The organism is Meishania litoralis (genome assembly GCF_042611095.1).
GTDB classification, from domain to species: Bacteria; Bacteroidota; Bacteroidia; order Flavobacteriales; family Flavobacteriaceae; genus Meishania; species Meishania litoralis.
In genome coordinates, this window is the sequence record NZ_JBHFPV010000001.1 from 323,773 (window position 1) to 340,538 (window position 16,766).

Annotated in this window: 16 protein-coding genes; 6 read left to right on the top strand and 10 right to left on the bottom strand. The window is 43.2% G+C overall.

From position 1 onward, the window contains the following. Positions 1 to 143: 143 nt before the first annotated feature. The 7 genes from ACEZ3G_RS01480 to ACEZ3G_RS01510 form a co-directional block, all read right to left on the bottom strand. Positions 144 to 767, bottom strand: coding sequence for a class I SAM-dependent methyltransferase (locus tag ACEZ3G_RS01480; RefSeq protein ID WP_432425130.1), 624 nt, complete (start codon positions 765 to 767; stop codon positions 144 to 146). A 71-nt stretch (positions 768 to 838) separates the two neighbouring features. Then, positions 839 to 1,162, bottom strand: coding sequence for a hypothetical protein (locus tag ACEZ3G_RS01485; RefSeq protein ID WP_432423708.1), 324 nt, complete (start codon positions 1,160 to 1,162; stop codon positions 839 to 841). A 13-nt stretch (positions 1,163 to 1,175) separates the two neighbouring features. Beyond that, a complete protein-coding gene (locus ACEZ3G_RS01490; protein ID WP_432423709.1) occupies positions 1,176 to 2,744 on the bottom strand; it encodes a PepSY-associated TM helix domain-containing protein in 1,569 nt (522 codons plus the stop codon). A 3-nt stretch (positions 2,745 to 2,747) separates the two neighbouring features. Continuing rightward, positions 2,748 to 3,050 carry a hypothetical protein gene (locus tag ACEZ3G_RS01495; RefSeq protein WP_432423710.1) on the bottom strand — a complete coding sequence of 101 codons (303 nt, stop codon included), beginning with the start codon at positions 3,048 to 3,050 and terminating at the stop codon, positions 2,748 to 2,750. Further along, a complete protein-coding gene (locus ACEZ3G_RS01500) occupies positions 3,040 to 3,327 on the bottom strand; it encodes a hypothetical protein (protein ID WP_432423711.1) in 288 nt (95 codons plus the stop codon). Before ACEZ3G_RS01500 ends, ACEZ3G_RS01495 begins: the two co-directional genes overlap by 11 nt. Positions 3,328 to 3,351: 24 nt before the next feature. Next, positions 3,352 to 4,068 (bottom strand): DUF4198 domain-containing protein, encoded by a 717-nt coding sequence (locus ACEZ3G_RS01505; RefSeq protein ID WP_432423712.1) that lies wholly within the window; start codon positions 4,066 to 4,068, stop codon positions 3,352 to 3,354. Positions 4,069 to 4,159: 91 nt separating this feature from the next. Continuing rightward, on the bottom strand, positions 4,160 to 6,493 hold the full coding sequence (locus ACEZ3G_RS01510) for a TonB-dependent siderophore receptor (RefSeq protein WP_432423713.1): 2,334 nt from the start codon (positions 6,491 to 6,493) through the stop codon (positions 4,160 to 4,162). A gap of 80 nt (positions 6,494 to 6,573) precedes the next feature. On the opposite strand from ACEZ3G_RS01510, the gene ACEZ3G_RS01515 reads away from it, so the two are divergent. The 4 genes from ACEZ3G_RS01515 to ppgK all read left to right on the top strand — a co-directional run bounded on the left by ACEZ3G_RS01515 (position 6,574) and on the right by ppgK (position 11,071). Next, the gene (locus ACEZ3G_RS01515) at positions 6,574 to 7,560 is read left to right on the top strand and encodes a helix-turn-helix domain-containing protein (protein WP_432423714.1); all 987 of its coding nucleotides are present in this window, start codon (positions 6,574 to 6,576) and stop codon (positions 7,558 to 7,560) included. A 346-nt stretch (positions 7,561 to 7,906) separates the two neighbouring features. Further along, positions 7,907 to 8,722 carry an NUDIX hydrolase gene (locus ACEZ3G_RS01520; protein WP_432423715.1) on the top strand — a complete coding sequence of 272 codons (816 nt, stop codon included), beginning with the start codon at positions 7,907 to 7,909 and terminating at the stop codon, positions 8,720 to 8,722. After that, complete coding sequence (locus ACEZ3G_RS01525; protein ID WP_432423716.1) at positions 8,719 to 10,242, top strand: sulfatase; 1,524 nt, start codon at positions 8,719 to 8,721, stop codon at positions 10,240 to 10,242. Before ACEZ3G_RS01520 ends, ACEZ3G_RS01525 begins: the two co-directional genes overlap by 4 nt. 76 nt (positions 10,243 to 10,318) lie before the next feature. Beyond that, on the top strand, positions 10,319 to 11,071 hold the full coding sequence (gene ppgK / locus ACEZ3G_RS01530) for a polyphosphate--glucose phosphotransferase (RefSeq protein ID WP_432423717.1): 753 nt from the start codon (positions 10,319 to 10,321) through the stop codon (positions 11,069 to 11,071). Positions 11,072 to 11,144: 73 nt separating this feature from the next. Here ppgK and typA read toward each other — a convergent pair whose 3' ends face one another. After that, positions 11,145 to 12,944 (bottom strand): translational GTPase TypA, encoded by a 1,800-nt coding sequence (gene typA / locus ACEZ3G_RS01535; RefSeq protein ID WP_432423718.1) that lies wholly within the window; start codon positions 12,942 to 12,944, stop codon positions 11,145 to 11,147. A gap of 110 nt (positions 12,945 to 13,054) precedes the next feature. Continuing rightward, positions 13,055 to 13,645, bottom strand: a complete 591-nt coding sequence (locus ACEZ3G_RS01540; protein ID WP_432423719.1) for a hypothetical protein — start codon at positions 13,643 to 13,645, stop codon at positions 13,055 to 13,057. A 79-nt stretch (positions 13,646 to 13,724) separates the two neighbouring features. Here ACEZ3G_RS01540 and kdsA point away from each other — a divergent pair, with 79 nt between their 5' ends. Beyond that, complete coding sequence (gene kdsA, locus ACEZ3G_RS01545; protein ID WP_432423720.1) at positions 13,725 to 14,546, top strand: 3-deoxy-8-phosphooctulonate synthase; 822 nt, start codon at positions 13,725 to 13,727, stop codon at positions 14,544 to 14,546. Positions 14,547 to 14,553: 7 nt separating this feature from the next. Then, entirely contained in the window at positions 14,554 to 16,170 is a 1,617-nt protein-coding gene (locus ACEZ3G_RS01550; protein ID WP_432423721.1) for a sulfatase family protein, read from the top strand. Positions 16,171 to 16,340: 170 nt separating this feature from the next. Here the strand turns inward: ACEZ3G_RS01550 and ACEZ3G_RS01555 are convergent, their stop codons facing one another. Further along, positions 16,341 to 16,712 (bottom strand): DUF1801 domain-containing protein, encoded by a 372-nt coding sequence (locus ACEZ3G_RS01555; protein ID WP_432423722.1) that lies wholly within the window; start codon positions 16,710 to 16,712, stop codon positions 16,341 to 16,343. Positions 16,713 to 16,766 lie beyond the last annotated feature (54 nt).

A 16,766-nucleotide genomic window follows, 5' to 3' on the forward strand; every position in this document is an offset into this window, starting at 1 on the left:
TAATTAATTGCAACCTTTCGCTTAGGGAGAATCAGTCCGTCTCCAACGAATATATTTGTGCCCAAAGCAGTAAACCCGATCAACACTTTGGCTTTGACAATGCCAATAACAGTAGTTCTAACCACTCGACTAATCACAAACTTCTAGCATTTTCTTCCCACAAATCGAACTATCGACCCTTTTCCGTTATGGTACAGGCCTTCGTTCAAATCGATTTCTTTTTCGACCAGTTCGATAACCTCGTAATTCTCAAAATCGGATCTTAATTCTTCAACCGAAGCCAAGGTCGCCAAATCTTTGGGGCCGCCCACCTTTTCGTTTTTCGACCTGTATTTCAAGTGGTTTTTTCCAAAAGCTTCAAAAATGATGGTCCCTCCCTTGCGCAGATATTTATCGAGTGTCTTGTGGTATTGCGATTTAATATCGGCAGGAAAATGTGCATAAATAAGGGCGATCGCGTCAAACGGCCCGTCTTTGTACTCTAATAATGGTAGTTCGCCCACTTTATAATCAATGGCCACTTTGTTTTTTTCGGCAAGGTACATTGCCTTTTTCTTGCCTTCGACACTAATATCAAAGGCCGACACCGACCATCCCAGCATGGCCGCAAAAACGGCGTTGCGCCCCTCTCCTTCGGCAGGAAAAAGAATTGATCCCGGATTTAGCTTTTCCAATTGTTCTTTTAAATAGTTGTTCGGCGCTTCCCCAAAGGCAAATTCAGGATCCCTATATCGTGCATTCCACTTTTCAAGCCATTTGTCTTTCATATCTTTTTTCTCTTTTACGAACATTAATTTCCGTTTTCACAATGCTTTTGTTTCCTGTCTATTAATATGATTCATCCAAAAGTATCATCTATTTTGAGCATTAATTGGGTTGCTTTGATCAAATCTTCCAATAGAACCAGGGTACGTTCGTTCATTTTCAGGCAAATATCCATCAACGGATTGGTATACCAGATCTTTTTACAAGCGTTCCCGCCACAGTCATCACAATAGCAGGGCTCGTGCGATTTTTGTACAATGCCCAACAAGTTTTGCAAGTCTTCCTCACACATAAAAATACCCATGGCATCAACCACCAATTGAACGCGACAATGAGGGTGTGGCGGGTTATCCAATAAGTAAGTCGATCCGTAGCCGTTTCTATATATCAAAGTCATATTATCGTATGCTTTATGTTTCGGCCAAGATTTTTTGTTTTTCGTTCTTGTTCAACATAACGACGACCCAAAAGCCAACGAGGGACAAAACGATCCAAAAAACATCGATAAAGAAAATTTGCGAAAAACCGTTGGAATAGCTTTTCCAGAACCAATTGTTGGTGACGAATCCATTTACGATTGGAATCAATAATCCTAAAATACTGCCCGACAGCAAAGTGTACATATTGGTAAAACCGTTATTGTTCTTGAGGATAAAAAAAATGGACAAAAGCAACCATCCTACAAAATAGGTACTGTAAATAAATGACTTGCCCGCTTCGGGCTGAAATACCTTGACCAAAATAAATTCCAGCGCTGTTATCGGATACATGCCCAGACAAATGGCCAAATAACAACGGACTACATTTCTGTTAAAACGTCTGCGTTTTTCAGGAAGGTGCTTTTTGTCGCGAGCCACCAACCAGATCATGATCCCGGATATAATCACAAAGCATGAAATCAGACCTAGAACGAACGAGACCACCCTTAGCGCCAAACCTGCGTAATCGCCCAAATGCAACCGATAGAGCGTATTCTTTACCCCATTGAGATAACTAGCAGACTTTAATGGATTTTTTTGCTGTACTATGCTATCATTGGCAACATTATAGATTGTATACCCTGTGCCGTTGAACTTAGATCGATAATCCATATTTCCGCTGATGGAAACATGCATATTGACATCGCCATAATTAAAAATATGGGCTTCAGTCACTTTAAAACCGGGCCAATCTTTCTTGGTCTTTTGTATATAGGTGTTTACATCGATAGCCCCTTGTAAGGGTTCGTTTTCAAACTCAAAAATGGGGTGGTTGTACTCCAGATCCTCATAAAGTTTGCTTTCATCACCATCGTACAAAGTGAAAACACTGGGTGCGACCAATAAGATCTTCAACAAAAAAAATGCCCCGGTAACGGCATAAACGAATTGAAAGGGAAAACCGATGACACCCAAAGCCGTGTGGGCATCCGTCCAAAGGGTTTTTAGTTTCGCCCAAGGTCTAAAAAGGTAAAAGTTGGGTATTATCTTTTTCCAATGCACTACAATACCCGTAAAAATGGCGAACAAAAAAAAGAACGCTACAAAACCCGATAGATAACGCCCATACGGATAGGGTATCTGATCCAAAAAGTGCAATCGGTACAGAAACTCGCCAAGATTATACGATTCCTGATATGTAGAATGCGTACCATCGGCGGTATCATAATAAAAAAATGAACCTTTTTTGTCATTTTCCGTGGCCAGAGTGTCTTTTGAGCCTCCGAGGTTTACGTTTATTTTCCGCTCATTGAAGTAATGCGAAATTTCTACATCCCTACCGTGCAATTTGTATTCCTTGCCAATATTATCGAGCACCGAATCGATATCTTCCGGAATCTCATCCTGCACCGTTACGGTATGCCCTCTTTCCCAATTCGCGATCTCGTCCCTAAAAAAGGAAAACGAACCCGCAAAAAAAATGACGTATAACGCCACGCTGATTACAATACCACTGACAGTGTGCGTATGAAAGATAATATTGTACGTTCGCTGTCCCATAGATTATTGCAATGCCAAATCGGTATTATTACCGAAATAGACGATTATTCCCAAAAGCAAAGTGGCCAAGAGGTAAATACCCCATATTCTCCATCCGTTTTTGGCCAAAAAGGCCAGAACCATAAGAACGGCCCAAAGTATGAACGAAGAATAGGTGCTAGTAATGACTACATTGATCCGGTCGAACCAACTTGCCAAGGCCAGATGTAATGCAACAGAGACCATATAGCCGCCCAATATGGCCGCCGATATCTTGGCAAAACGTTGCCAAGGAGATTTTGTAAGGTATTTAGGGTTAGCGGGCATTTGTCTCTCTTTTAATGAATATGGGAAATACAAGTATTACCAAACTGGCTATGGTCATCAAGAGTACAAGTGCCGTAAAAATACCGGCTCCCATACCGTAGATCATTGCAGAAAATATTAGGGCCAGAAGGAGCAATACGATGCCCGTCACCTTTGAAAACTTGGGATGTTCATGTAACCACAAATTTATCTGGGAACGACTTAATTCCACCCTTTTGGAAGTCCCGTACAGGCTATAAAATCCGAAAAAGACAAGCAACGTAATAGCAAAAATCATATTCCCTCGGTTTAACACAACATATTAATCGATGCAGGTGGTTACACAATGCCATATAAATTCATAGTCCTTTCCCCTATAGGTTCCCGGCACTTCTTCTTTAATAGTGGTCTCAACGATATATTTTGTCTTCCACGGGAGTTTGAAAGAGACAAAGCCGTCTTCATCGGTTTCCAGGGTCTTCGACCATAAATCGGCAACATACACCTTGACTTCGTTTTTAGGTAACGGCTTATTCTGATACAAAATCTGAAGCTTTACCTCGCCTTCTGAAATTGGAACATGTTTTAGCGTTATCCCTTTTTCATTTTGCGCAATGGTTCCGTTACCGACTTCCCCAACCTGAAATTTGGCAACCGAATGGTAATGGGTCTTAAAAATGCCAAAGTCATATTGGGTGTAATCAAGTACGTCGATATTATCATTATCCAATAACACCGTATATGTTCCGTGCGATTTTGGCGTGAAATGGGCCACGTAATAATTTTCCTTGGGGACGACCTTTAATTCGGTTCTTTTTCCGTCGACATCAAGCACCCAAAGCGTAAAATCGTTTACCAGTGGAAACGCGTCACCTATGACTTCCTCGATGACCCCATAGGTATATTCCCCATAATAGACCCGTATTTCCTGTACTTGGTCCAATTTTCCGTAGGGGGATGTCTCTATCCAGAGATAATGGGCAAAACCTTGAGCGGTAATTGCCAGCATAAACAAAAGGGTAAATACTGTTTTTTTCATTTCTATACTTTTTTGATTACAACAGTCCCCGGACCATAATGTCCAAGGACTGTTCTGAAACTAACTCAAACTTAACTACTCAAACAAATCGCTAAAAATTATAGGTTACGGTCACTCTCCCGTTGATGCCCGGTTCTGATTGCCAGTACAGGTATGTGCCATAGTTGGCCCCGGCATAGAGGTACTCGTTCAATAAATTGTTCACGTTCAACTGTACGCGAAACTTGTTGTTTTTCCATAAAAGTGCGCCATCCAATCTAAAATAATCGGGTAGATCGGATTGATTATCGGCCGCCCATGCCCATGTGGAGCGATCTATCTGGTACTGATAGCCCAAAGACGCCCCGAATCCCTTTAATACGGAAGTTTTGGCAAAGTTGTAATTGAGCCAACCGTTGGTAACATGTTTGGCATGGCCCGCCACTCTTTCGCCTATTACACTTTCATCGGTATCTTCGGTAATCTCGACGTTGGTGTTGGCATAGTTAAGTATCACGTTGAGCTCAGGGGTAATCTCGCCCTGTACGTCAAACTCGATTCCTTTTGATCGTACTTCCCCCAATTGAATCGAGAAATCGGGATGCTCAGGGTCGGTAACAAGTACATTTTGTTTCGTAATTTGATACGCTCCCAACGAGGTTTTTAACTTGTCATTAAAAAATGATTTTTTAATACCGCCTTCAATATCGTTTGCCTCGATGGGATCGAACGTATCCCCATTGAAATCGACACCGTTGGCCGGCAGAAATGATTGGTCGTACAGCGCGTATGCGGATAACGTCGGTAATATATCGACGCTAAGCCCTGCCCTGGGCGAGAATTTTTTGTCCTGATCCTCTTTCCCCAGGGTCAAAAGTTCCGTATACCTGCCGGCAAGGGTAAGCCTGATCTTATCGTTCAAAAATCCTATTTCATCCTGCAAATAGTATGCCCTCACCGTATTGCCGCTGTATGGGTCTCCGCCATTTCGGTGCTGCACGGCAACGGACCTATCGAAATCCAACGGTGTGGAATTGCCATATACCGGATTGTAAATATTAAATGGAACAACATCTATGGCCACCGTATTATAAAAATCGGCCCAATATTTTTTTTCAGTAAAGTCAAAACCGCCCAACAGTTTATGGGTTATCCCTCCTGTATTGAAATTACCATAGAAATAGGTCTGAAAATATTTTCCGACGGAAAGGGCATCCCACTGGGTAACACGCCTATCGGCATCACCGTTATCGGCAATGGACCATGCCCAGAACGATTGGCCCTCCTGATCGTACCGCAGGTAAGCAAATCGGGTTTCGAATCCCCAATTATCGGAAAAATCATGCGAGAAGTTGGTAAAGAATGTCAATTCATCGATTTCGGACGCGGGATAATTGGTGTCGGTAAACTTGAAATTCCGATCTAGACTGCCGTATCCATCAACCACTGGCGCGAAAACATAGGCGGCACCGATATAACTTTCCGCCCGTTGTAGGTTAAGTTCGGTCGTAATCCGGGTCTTGTAGGAAAACTTATAGGTCAAGGCCGGTGCCACGCCCCAACGTTCGGCATCTTCATTGCCGCGGTGGCTGTCACCCGTTTGATACATGGCGTTGAAACGGTATAACAATTTTCCATTTTCGGTCAATTTTCCGCCGAAATCAAAAGTGCCCCTGTAAAAATCGAAACTTCCGCAACTTAGCGATACATTGCCAACGAACGCTTCGGTAGGTTTTTTTGTCACTACGTTGTAGAACCCACCAGGTTCACCTGCGGACATCATAAAACCGGCGGGGCCTTTTACAAATTCGATGCGATCGACGAACCCCATGTCTTCGGATAACGGCCCCCATGAGTCTTGGACGTTTACCCCATTTCTAAAGGCGGGCAGGCGAAAACCGCGCATGTTGACCCGGGCAAAGTGTCCCCAATGTTCCAGCATGGTTACACCGCTGACATTTCTTATAACACCGTCCATAATACTGGTCGCCTGCTGGTCCTGCAATAGTTCACTGCTAATAACCTGAATATTTTGTGGCAATTTGGCAATCTCGGTTTTTAACCTTAAGGTCGAAGAAGGTTCCCTGACCACATATTGGTTTTGCCGCCCTTCTACAATGACCTCGTCAAGTTGTTCCTGTTTTTCCTGCATTACCAAATCGGGTACAAGGGTCACGGTATTGGCTGTTACGCGCACCTTGATCGATCGAGAAGCAAACCCGACATAAGAGGCTTTGACCGTATGAGTACCCTTTTCTAGATCATTGATTTGATATTCGCCGTTGACATCCGTCATGGTACCGATCGAAGTATTTTCAATGGTAATATTTGCATTGGCTATGGGTGTTTGCTGTTCGGTAACGACTTTCCCTTTAACTCCTCCCGATTGGCCATAAGAGAGTATCCCGATAATCAAACCCAAGGCTAGCGTAGTAATTTTTTTCATTATACAATTTGTTATTTTTAATTAGTCTAAATAAGTTTGAACAAAAATAGTAAGGACAGTCTCGATAAAGATGACGAATTATGACAAAAAAAAGACGTGATTTTACCAATGTGCAGATCATCGATTTGAACGAAACGAAAGGTTCTCTTACCGAAAAAATTGGATTGCTCTCAAATACATTGACCAACAATGGCGTTCGTACCGAACACTTTCATCTAAAGCCCATCTACGGAAAAGGATCGATCACCCGTTTTCAAGCACAGGAAATCATTATTATCATGAGCGAATATCAACTATTCGATGACCTTTGCTATCGTTTATTGCCGGAGACGGATATACTTCAAATAAGTTTTTTGTTAAAAGGGGAAAAAATAATTTCCAAAGCGGGTGAAAGCGAAATTTTCTACGAAAACAGGGAATCCTATTTTGCAAACATTAAGGACCTAAATGGGTACGTAAGGATTTTAGGCGGAAAATTTTTTAAGGAAATCAAGATTCGGTTGCCCATCTCATTCTTTTTAGACCATGGTTTTGTCAACGACCAGATACTAAAAAAGCTGGGGGACAGCAAGCTGATTCTTCCCATCACCGATGAACTATACTCCATTCTGATGCACCTTGAAAGAAAGGATATTTCCGGAACGGCCAATAAAATATACTTGAAGGCAAAAGTGCTGGAATTGATGGCCATTCAAATGGAGAATTATAAACATGTAGAAAGGAATCCGATAAGGACAAATGATGATAAAGTCTTGAAAAAACTCTATTCGGTCAAGCAAACGATCAAGTCAAACCTACACGAGAACTTTTCCCTAAAGCAATTGTCCAATAAAGTCGGTCTGAACGGTAATAGCCTAAATAAAGAATTCATAAGGGTCTTTGGGTATACGATCAATGAATTTGCTACGATCGAAAAAATGAACAAAGCAAAGTACCTTTTGGAAAATACCCAAAAAATGGTTTACCAAATAGCCGAGGAGGTAGGCTACAAAAACGCCACCCATTTTACGGCGGCCTTTAAAAGAAAGTTCAAGATGACACCTAACACCTATCGAAAAGAATTATAAAAGGCTACAGAGCATATTAGCAAATAGCCTTAAGAATTGCGTATTTCACCTACTTATCATTCGGCCTTGATCGTGAATTTCTTTTAGATCGTTCTTTGCAATTCAGGGCTTCTTCAGAATAGGGTATAAGACAAATTTCACCGCTTACCAAAAAAGTCCTCCCTTGATCCCTCCTGAGGAGGGAAACCTCTCCCCGCCACGGATATCAGAGACGGGACAACAAGGAAAGAAGAAATCAAAATAAACCATTGTTGGTTGTCAAAAGTGAAATTTGTCGTGCACCCTCCTAATATTATGCAGTTCTATCAAAATCCATATTTAGTAACTTTAGGCTTGAATTCTTTCTATGATCCTCAAGAAACAAGTCTATCGACCCGATAAAAAGGCGAATCCGATAATCGGATTGTTCTTGTTTTTGATATCCATTGCCCTAATACTCATCACCGGGCCACTGGGGTTCATCTATGGAATTTTACATTCTTTGCTTACCAAAGGATTTCGGGGCGTAAGCGAATATTTGTTGAAAATAGCCATCTCGATCGACCAATTGGGCAATGTTCAGATGCAGCATCTGCTCAATGCTCTTTGGATAAAAGAAGGAGGCTACAAATTCGGAAACCGAGACGAAACAATCTCGAGTGCCTTGGGCCGCAACAACAAACTCGGAACATTGACCGGGTTCGGAAGAATGATAGATAAATTTTTAGACCTTATCGACCCCGACCACTCCTTGAATTCCATCGATTACTATATAGAACCTACTGAACAGATTATCGATAAATTGGCATGGATCCATATTGTCGATGGCAAAATTCTAAGTACTAGAACCAAAGGAAAAGCAAAATTCTATATTCCTGGCGGAAAACGCGAATTTGGCGAAAGCGATGCCAAGGCCCTGTCGCGTGAAATCAAGGAGGAATTGAGTGTAGATCTTAACCTCAGCACCCTCGATTTCGTGGGAATATTCGAAGCGCAGGCCGACGGACAAGAACCCGAAATCTTGGTGCGCATGACCTGTTATTCGGCAAGCTACTCTGGCACACTGAAGCCAGATTCCGAAATCGAGAAAATTGTTTGGTTGACATATGAAGATCGCGAAAAAGTATCTGAGGTCGATAAATTGATTTTCGATTATTTAAGAAATCAATCTTTGCCGGCATGATCGATCTATCAAAAATATCCGCGCATTCTAATAAGACAGAAATTATTACTTCTTTGGCCGTGTTCATGCTCGTACTCAGCGGTTGCCGAGAACCAGAAAAGAAATCGGTACGCCCCAATATTCTTTTCATCGCCGTTGACGATCTACGTGCCGAAATCGGTGCATACGGTAAGGATTATGTGGTTTCCCCGAATATGGACGCCATCGCTTCCGAGGGTTCACTTTTTTTGAACCATTATGTGCAAGTGCCAACCTGCGGGGCTTCGCGGCATGCACTTTTAACGGGTTATCGCCCTTGGAAACCGATTCACTTATCGAATCAGGCCTTGGAAAAAGAACTGTCCGATAAACCCGAAGATTCCATTCCCGAGACATTCATCCATCGTTTTAAACAAGAGGGGTACCAAACCATAGGAATCGGAAAAATCAGCCATTCTGCAGATGGGTATGTCTATGGTTATGAAGAAAGTCCATCCCAAAAAAGGGAATTGCCGCATAGTTGGAGCGAGCTTCTGTTCGATGCAGGAAAATGGAAAACAGGTTGGAACGCATTCTTTGCCTATGCCGACGGTGAGAATCGCCAAAGCCTCAAAAAACAGGTTAAACCCTATGAGGCGGGTGAGGTCGATGACGAAGGGTATCCTGATGGATTAACGGCCGATCTTGCCGTTTCGAAACTCCGCGAACTCAAAGATCCGGATCAACCTTTTTTTATGGGGGTCGGCTTTTTCAAGCCCCATCTACCCTTCAACGCCCCAAAAAAGTATTGGGACCTTTATGACAGAAATAAGATTCCGTTAAGCGAAAACCCAAATATTCCCGAAAATATAAATCTGAAAAGCCTGCACGAAAGCGGCGAGTTCAACCAATATACCTTGGGGGAAGAAAAGGCAAGCCTTTCGAAGTCGGTGTCCGATTCATACGCCCGAAAATTGAGACATGCCTACCTTGCCTCGATTAGCTATACCGATGCCCAAATCGGTAAATTGATGCGTGAATTGAAATCAACCGGACTGGATAAAAACACCATTATCGTTATCTGGGGGGATCATGGCTGGCATTTGGGAGATCAACGGGTTTGGGGCAAACATTCCCTTTTCGAGAATGCCCTAAGAAGCACTCTTATCATAAAGTCACCTTTCTTGGAGCATCGGAACAAGACCGTTGAAACCATTATTGAATCGGTAGACATCTACCCTACTCTGTTAGAATTGGCCAATATTACTTCAATGCAAAAAACGGATGGTAAAAGTTTTTTAAATAGCATGGAGGGAAAAGAATCAGAAGAAAACGAAGTCGCCTATAGTTATTTTAAAGATGGCATTTCAATGCGCACCAAAAACTATCGATTGACCAAGTATAATAGACAAGATGAGCCCACGCTTGAACTCTATGATTATGAGATTGACCCTTGGGAGACGAAAAATATCGCCGCCGATAGCATAAAACTGGTTGAAAAATTACTGCCATTGCTCGAAAAAGGAGACACGGGAATTAATCAAAATACACCACGGAAATAGATTGGTTCAGAACATTAATTTCATTGTTGGTCAAAGTTTTTATTACTTTGCGGCCGATAATTTAAATTCTTTTTTAATGGAAATTTTGGGCATTGATATTGGCGGTTCGGGTATAAAGGGTGCGTTGGTCGACCTTGAGAAAGGCGAGCTGACCACAGAAAGATTTCGCATACCGACACCCAAATCAAGAAAGCCTGAAAAAATGGCCAATGTGGTCAAACAAATTGTCGAGCATTTTGATTATAAAGGTGCCGTAGGATGTGGCTTCCCTACGGTAATCAAAAATGGAATCTGTCGATCTTCGGGCAACTTGCATAAATCTTGGGACCATCTCAACGCCGAAGAACTTTTTGAAAAGGTCACGGGTCGTGAATTTACGGTAATCAACGATGCAGATGCCGCCGGTTATGCCACTATGAACTATGGCAGCGGTAAGAACAAAGATGGTTTCGTAGTTATGATCACCATAGGAACGGGGCTTGGTAGTGGCGCTTTTTTCAACGGTGAACTGATACCTAACTTTGAACTGGGCCAAATTCCTTATAAAAAATACAAAAAGATTGAGTCTTGGGCCGCTGCTTCGGCCAAGGAACGCGAAGAACTCTCTTACGAACAATGGGGCAAGCGTTTCAATAAATTCTTGAAATATGTTGAGTTGATCGTTTCGCCCGACCTTGTAATCTTAGGAGGCGGCACTTCAAAAGATTGGGACGAGTACAAAGCGTATATAAACGTAGAAATGCCCGTAATGCCCGCAGAACTCCAAAACCATGCCGGAATTATCGGTGCGGCCTGTGCCGCCCAAGTGAGAAAAAAAATATTGGGTTAGCCCATCGTTGTGACGACTCAACAATTTGAAGAAGGCAAATTTTTCACAGTATTTCCCGATATTCCGAAAAGTGCTAACCGACCTTGTTCCGCTTTCTATCGACTTCTTTCAAAAAGATCTTTCGAAGGCGTAAATGCTTTGGTGTGACCTCAACATATTCATCTTTCTGGATATATTCCAAAGCTTCCTCCAACGAAAACTTGATGGCCGGTACGATTTTGGCCTTATCATCGGCCCCGGCCGAACGAACGTTCGATAGTTTTTTAGTCTTGGTGATATTGATCGTCATGTCATCGCCTCGCGAATTTTCACCGATTACCTGTCCCTCATAAATATCCTCTCCAGGGTCAACGAAGAACTTGCCTCGATCTTGAAGCTTATCTATGGAATAGGGAATTGCCTTGCCGTTTTCCATAGAGACCAACGAACCGTTCTGGCGTTGTGGAATATCGCCTTTCATGGGTTGGTACTCTAAAAATCGGTGTGCCATGATAGCCTCTCCCGCGGTCGCGGTCAGCAATTGGTTACGCAGGCCGATAATTCCCCTTGAAGGAATCAAAAACTCGCAGACCATACGATCGCCCTTGGCTTCCATACTGGTCATTTCACCTTTTCTAATGGAGACCATCTCAACGGCCTTACCAGAAACTTCTTCGGGCAAATCAATGGTCAAAAATTCTATCGGTTCACATTTGACCCCGTCTATTTCTTTGATGATCACCTGCGGCTGGCCAATTTGGAGTTCATAGCCCTCACGACGCATCGTTTCGATCAAAACGGAGAGGTGCAGGACCCCGCGCCCGAATACCAAAAATTTATCGGCACTGTCAGTTTCATTTACCCGAAGCGCCAGGTTCTTTTCCAATTCGCGCTCCAAACGCTCTTTGATGTGGCGTGAAGTCACGAACTTACCATCTTGCCCAAAAAACGGACTATCATTGATCGTGAACAACATGCTCATTGTCGGTTCATCTATGGCTATGGTCTTCAAGCCTTCAGGGTTTTCGACGTCGGCGATGGTATCGCCTATTTCAAAACCTTCGAGACCGATTATTGCACAAATGTCACCTGTGGCGACTTCTTTTACCTTGAGGCGACCAAGGCCTTCGAAAGTAAAAAGTTCTTTGATCTTGGATTTTACAATGGTACCATTCCTTTTTACCAAAGAAACCTGCTGCCCTTCCCTAAGGGTTCCTCGCTGTAACCTTCCGATGGCAATTCGCCCCGTAAAAGATGAATAATCCAATGAAGTGATCAACATTTGCGTATTGCCTTCCTTCGGTTCAAAAGTCGGAATGTGCTCTACGACCATATCCAACAAAGGCTCGATGGTAGCTGTGGGCTTTTGCCAATCGTCGCTCATCCAATTGTGCTTTGCCGATCCATAAACAGTGGGGAAATCGAGCTGCCACTCTTCGGCACCAAGCTCGAACATAAGATCAAAAACCTTCTCATGTACTTCTTCTGGTGTACAATTTTCCTTGTCTACCTTATTGATGACAACACAAGGTTTCAGGCCCAGGTCAATGGCCTTTTGCAATACAAAACGCGTCTGCGGCATTGGGCCTTCAAAAGCATCGACCAACAATAGTACCCCGTCGGCCATATTCAACACACGCTCGACCTCACCACCGAAATCGGCGTGGCCCGGGGTGTCGATAATGTTGATCTTCGTTTCTTTGTAAACGACCGATACATTCTTTGAGGTAATGGTAATTCCCCTTTCGCGTTCCAGATCATTGTTATCAAGGATCAGTTCGCCCGTGTTCTGGTTGTCCCTGAACAACTGGCAATGGTGCATGATCTTATCGACCAATGTGGTCTTACCATGGTCAACGTGGGCAATAATGGCAATATTCTTAGTAACCGACATAGTTTTTCTTTGAGCGCGCAAAGATACTGCTATTTTTTTCGTGCGCACCCTAACTATGATTATTTTTATCGCATTGGTTTTTAGCAAGTTGACCCATAAATGATGCTCGGTCAGTCAAAAACCGGTTTCCTCGATTTCCTTTTCGTGGCTACCCAACCAAAGGTAAAGTTTACCAAGGGGCCATAACCATTCGGAACGCCATCTCCTTGGTAATAGCCCGCCCCTAATTCGGCATTAAAATTAAATCCGTTTTTATAGGTACGCTGAATACCGTAAGTAGCACCATAAAAACCAAGGTTAAAATCATCTGGCCCCTCTATATCGGTACCAAGGCGCAATTGCGAAAAAAAGATACTTCTTGCCGCCGCAATATAGTTGCCCGAATTACCTGAAACATTTTTGCTACGGGCGATTCTTCGTGAAAAATTATGATAATACCTAACCCTGGTATGTAGGGTAAGTCCAACCGCGTAACCTTCTTCATAAGTGGCATAACCAAGTCCGAGACCACCGGAAGCACTAACATTTTTGAACAATCCCAGTTCATAACTAAACCCCGGGCTCAACAAATCAAATCTAAACTGATGCCGTTCAAGATTGATAAGGCCGAAGGTGTTTCCTTTCTCCTTTGTCTGCGCATTCAATAAAACCGAGAAACAACAGAATAGCAGAAAAAGAGCGATGCAGCGATTTAGTACCATAAAGCCAAAATGATTTTGATATCGATAAATCTAAAAAGTAAACCATAGTTAAGTACTATCTTTGGGGAAATTTTATGAAATGGACCTCTCCCTTATTCCCCAACTGAAACATATCGACAGCAATAACTTTTTTCTTCTTTCCGGCCCATGTGCCATCGAAGGGGAGGATATGGCCCTACATATTGCCGAAAAAATAGTTTCGGTAACCGACAGATTAAAGATTCCCTATGTTTTTAAAGGAAGTTTTAAAAAGGCAAACCGCAGTCGGGTAGATTCTTTTACGGGAATCGGCGATGAAAAGGCCCTTATAATACTCCGAAAAGTTTCGGAGACTTTTGAAATTCCCACAATAACCGACATTCATCAAGAATCGGATGCCAATATGGCGGCCGAATACGTCGATGTACTTCAAATACCCGCTTTTTTGGTCCGCCAGACCGATTTGGTCGTGGCCGCTGCCAAAACGGGGAAAGTCGTCAACTTGAAAAAAGGCCAGTTCATGTCTCCTGAGAGTATGAAACATGCCGTTACCAAAGTCACCGATTCAGGTAACGACCAAGTATGGATTACCGATCGGGGTACCATGTTCGGTTATCAAGATATGGTAGTCGATTTCAGGGGCATTCCGACGATGAAGCATTATGCACCTGTAGTGTTGGATGTTACCCATTCGTTACAACAGCCCAATCAGACTTCCGGAGTAACGGGCGGACGACCAGAACTTATCAATACCATTGCCCGAGCGGGAATTGCAACCGGTGTCGATGGCATCTTTATCGAAACGCATTTCGATCCTTCGAACGCCAAGAGCGATGGGGCCAATATGTTGCCTTTAGATCAACTTGAAAAGCTTTTGACCAATTTGACCTTGTTGCGCAAAACTGTGAACGAATTAAAATAGACGGACTATGACGAAAAGTTTTCGCCGCTATCTAATAACTATTATTGCGCCGTTTCTTTTTTTTGTCTCTTGCGGAAGGGAAAAACTTCAAAAAAAAGAACCCAAAAGGCCGAACATTGTCTTCATAATGTCAGACGACCATGCCTATCAGGCCATAAGTGCTTATAACGATAAACTGATCCAGACCCCGAATATCGACCGTATCGCCAAAGAAGGTATGCTTTTTACCAACGCCACGGTCACCAATTCGATCTGCGCACCTTCTCGTGCCGTGATCTTGACCGGGAAGCATTCGCATATCAATGGAAAAATAGACAATCTCTCGCCTTTCGATACGACCAATGTGACCTTTCCACAGCTCTTGAAAGCATCGGGCTATCAAACGGCCATGTTCGGCAAACTTCATTTCGGAAACAACCCGAAAGGGTTCGACGAGTTTAAGATTCTTCCCGGTCAAGGCGATTACTACAATCCGCGATTTATTACCTCTAAAGGAGATACGACGGTTACCGGTTATGTGACCGATATCATTACCGACCTTACCTTGGACTGGATGGAAAGACGTAGAGATACAACAAAACCTTTTTTGTTGATGTATCTGCACAAGGCACCTCACCGTACATGGATGCCGGCCCCTCGACATTTTAAAGCGTTTACCAAAAAGACCTTCCCCCTACCCGACAATCTCTTTGATGACTATTCCGATCGGGGCACAGCGGCCGAAACGGCCGAAATGAGGTTGTTAAAGCACATGCAACTTTCATACGACCTTAAGATTCCCGATAGCATTGCTGACCGGCTCGATATAAAAAACTGGAACCAACTAGGCAATCGTATTGACCGGCTTAGCCCTGAGCAGCGTGCGGTCTGGGACTCTGTCTATAACCCCATCGCGGAAAGCTTTGCGAAAGAATTCCCGACCATGAACGATTCGATCTTGACGGTCTGGAAATATCAGCGTTACATGCAAGATTACTTGGGATCTATTGCGGCAGTCGATGAAAATGTTGGCCGCCTGTTGGATTATTTGGACAATAAGGGGCTTAGCGACAACACGGTAGTCGTCTATACCTCTGATCAAGGTTTTTATCTCGGTGAACACGGGTGGTTCGATAAACGGTTTATGTACAATGAATCTTTTAAAACCCCCTTGTTGATAAAGTGGCCTAACGTAATAAAACCGGGTATTACCGAAGATGAAATGGTGCAGAACCTTGATTTTGCACAGACTTTTTTAGAGATGGCCGAAACCACGGCTCCGGCCGATATGCAAGGAGAGAGCCTTCTGCCTCTTTTAAAAGGCGATAAAAAGGGTTGGACGCGCGATGCAGTGTACTACCACTATTACGAATACCCTGCGGAACATGCCGTAAAACGGCATTATGGCATTGCCAATAAAGCGTATAAGATTATTCATTTTTACCACGATACGGATGAATGGGAACTCTACGACCTGAAGCAGGACCCAAATGAAATGCGCAACGTGGCCAACGACCCCTCTTATGCCAATGTATTTTCAAAGATGAAGGCCGATCTGGCAGAAATCCGCATCAAGTACAAAGATTCCGAAGAACTGGATAAAAAGTTTATTCAGCGCTACCGTGACGCAGGACGGATTGAGTAGGCAATCGGTTGTTCGTCGATGGTAACTGATCGATGATATATGTCATTCCAAGTACGACGAATTGAAGTAAAGAATTGAACACACGGTCATCATGCCGAGCGACCCGATGATTCCTCTGAAAAGTGATGCCTCGTCGCGCCAAAAGGGCTTCCGCGGTATGCCAATAAAAACTATTCTCGCTTATAAAACCCCTTATGCCGCAAAGAATAAGCCTCTTTCAAGACTTCGATCAAAACGGTATCATCGATTTCTTCCAAAGTTGCATAACGTAGTGACCTCACAACCTTACGCTTCTCCGAGACCATCTTATCTAAGTGCAAGGTAAGATGGGCCGAATTCCAAAAGGCAATATCAACAAACTTGCCCTTGTACGAGGCGTTCAAATAGCAAATTGGCTGCTTGCCCACATAAAAACAGGGAATATTCCACTTGTATTTCATATCGACCTCGGAAAACACCGATTCGATGACCGCCTTTAGGTGCAGCAAAATACTGCGGTAGGGATCGTGGCGTGACAGTATGTACTCTTCAGCAGGATTCATACCCTAAAGATAAAAAAGACGATCATTTTACTTGGGCCAATGTATTTTATCGAT

Excerpts from the sequence above, each read along its gene's own strand:
- ACEZ3G_RS01480 (WP_432425130.1), bottom strand. The coding sequence starts at position 767 with ATGAAAGACAAATGGCTTGAAAAGTGGAATGCACGATATAGGGATCCT.
- ACEZ3G_RS01485 (WP_432423708.1), bottom strand. The coding sequence starts at position 1,162 with ATGACTTTGATATATAGAAACGGCTACGGATCGACTTACTTATTGGAT.
- ACEZ3G_RS01490 (WP_432423709.1), bottom strand. The coding sequence starts at position 2,744 with ATGGGACAGCGAACGTACAATATTATCTTTCATACGCACACTGTCAGT.
- ACEZ3G_RS01495 (WP_432423710.1), bottom strand. The coding sequence starts at position 3,050 with ATGCCCGCTAACCCTAAATACCTTACAAAATCTCCTTGGCAACGTTTT.
- ACEZ3G_RS01500 (WP_432423711.1), bottom strand. The coding sequence starts at position 3,327 with ATGATTTTTGCTATTACGTTGCTTGTCTTTTTCGGATTTTATAGCCTG.
- ACEZ3G_RS01505 (WP_432423712.1), bottom strand. The coding sequence starts at position 4,068 with ATGAAAAAAACAGTATTTACCCTTTTGTTTATGCTGGCAATTACCGCT.
- ACEZ3G_RS01510 (WP_432423713.1), bottom strand. The coding sequence starts at position 6,493 with ATGAAAAAAATTACTACGCTAGCCTTGGGTTTGATTATCGGGATACTC.
- ACEZ3G_RS01515 (WP_432423714.1), top strand. The coding sequence starts at position 6,574 with ATGACAAAAAAAAGACGTGATTTTACCAATGTGCAGATCATCGATTTG.
- ACEZ3G_RS01520 (WP_432423715.1), top strand. The coding sequence starts at position 7,907 with ATGATCCTCAAGAAACAAGTCTATCGACCCGATAAAAAGGCGAATCCG.
- ACEZ3G_RS01525 (WP_432423716.1), top strand. The coding sequence starts at position 8,719 with ATGATCGATCTATCAAAAATATCCGCGCATTCTAATAAGACAGAAATT.
- ppgK (WP_432423717.1), top strand. The coding sequence starts at position 10,319 with ATGGAAATTTTGGGCATTGATATTGGCGGTTCGGGTATAAAGGGTGCG.
- typA (WP_432423718.1), bottom strand. The coding sequence starts at position 12,944 with ATGTCGGTTACTAAGAATATTGCCATTATTGCCCACGTTGACCATGGT.
- ACEZ3G_RS01540 (WP_432423719.1), bottom strand. The coding sequence starts at position 13,645 with ATGGTACTAAATCGCTGCATCGCTCTTTTTCTGCTATTCTGTTGTTTC.
- kdsA (WP_432423720.1), top strand. The coding sequence starts at position 13,725 with ATGGACCTCTCCCTTATTCCCCAACTGAAACATATCGACAGCAATAAC.
- ACEZ3G_RS01550 (WP_432423721.1), top strand. The coding sequence starts at position 14,554 with ATGACGAAAAGTTTTCGCCGCTATCTAATAACTATTATTGCGCCGTTT.
- ACEZ3G_RS01555 (WP_432423722.1), bottom strand. The coding sequence starts at position 16,712 with ATGAATCCTGCTGAAGAGTACATACTGTCACGCCACGATCCCTACCGC.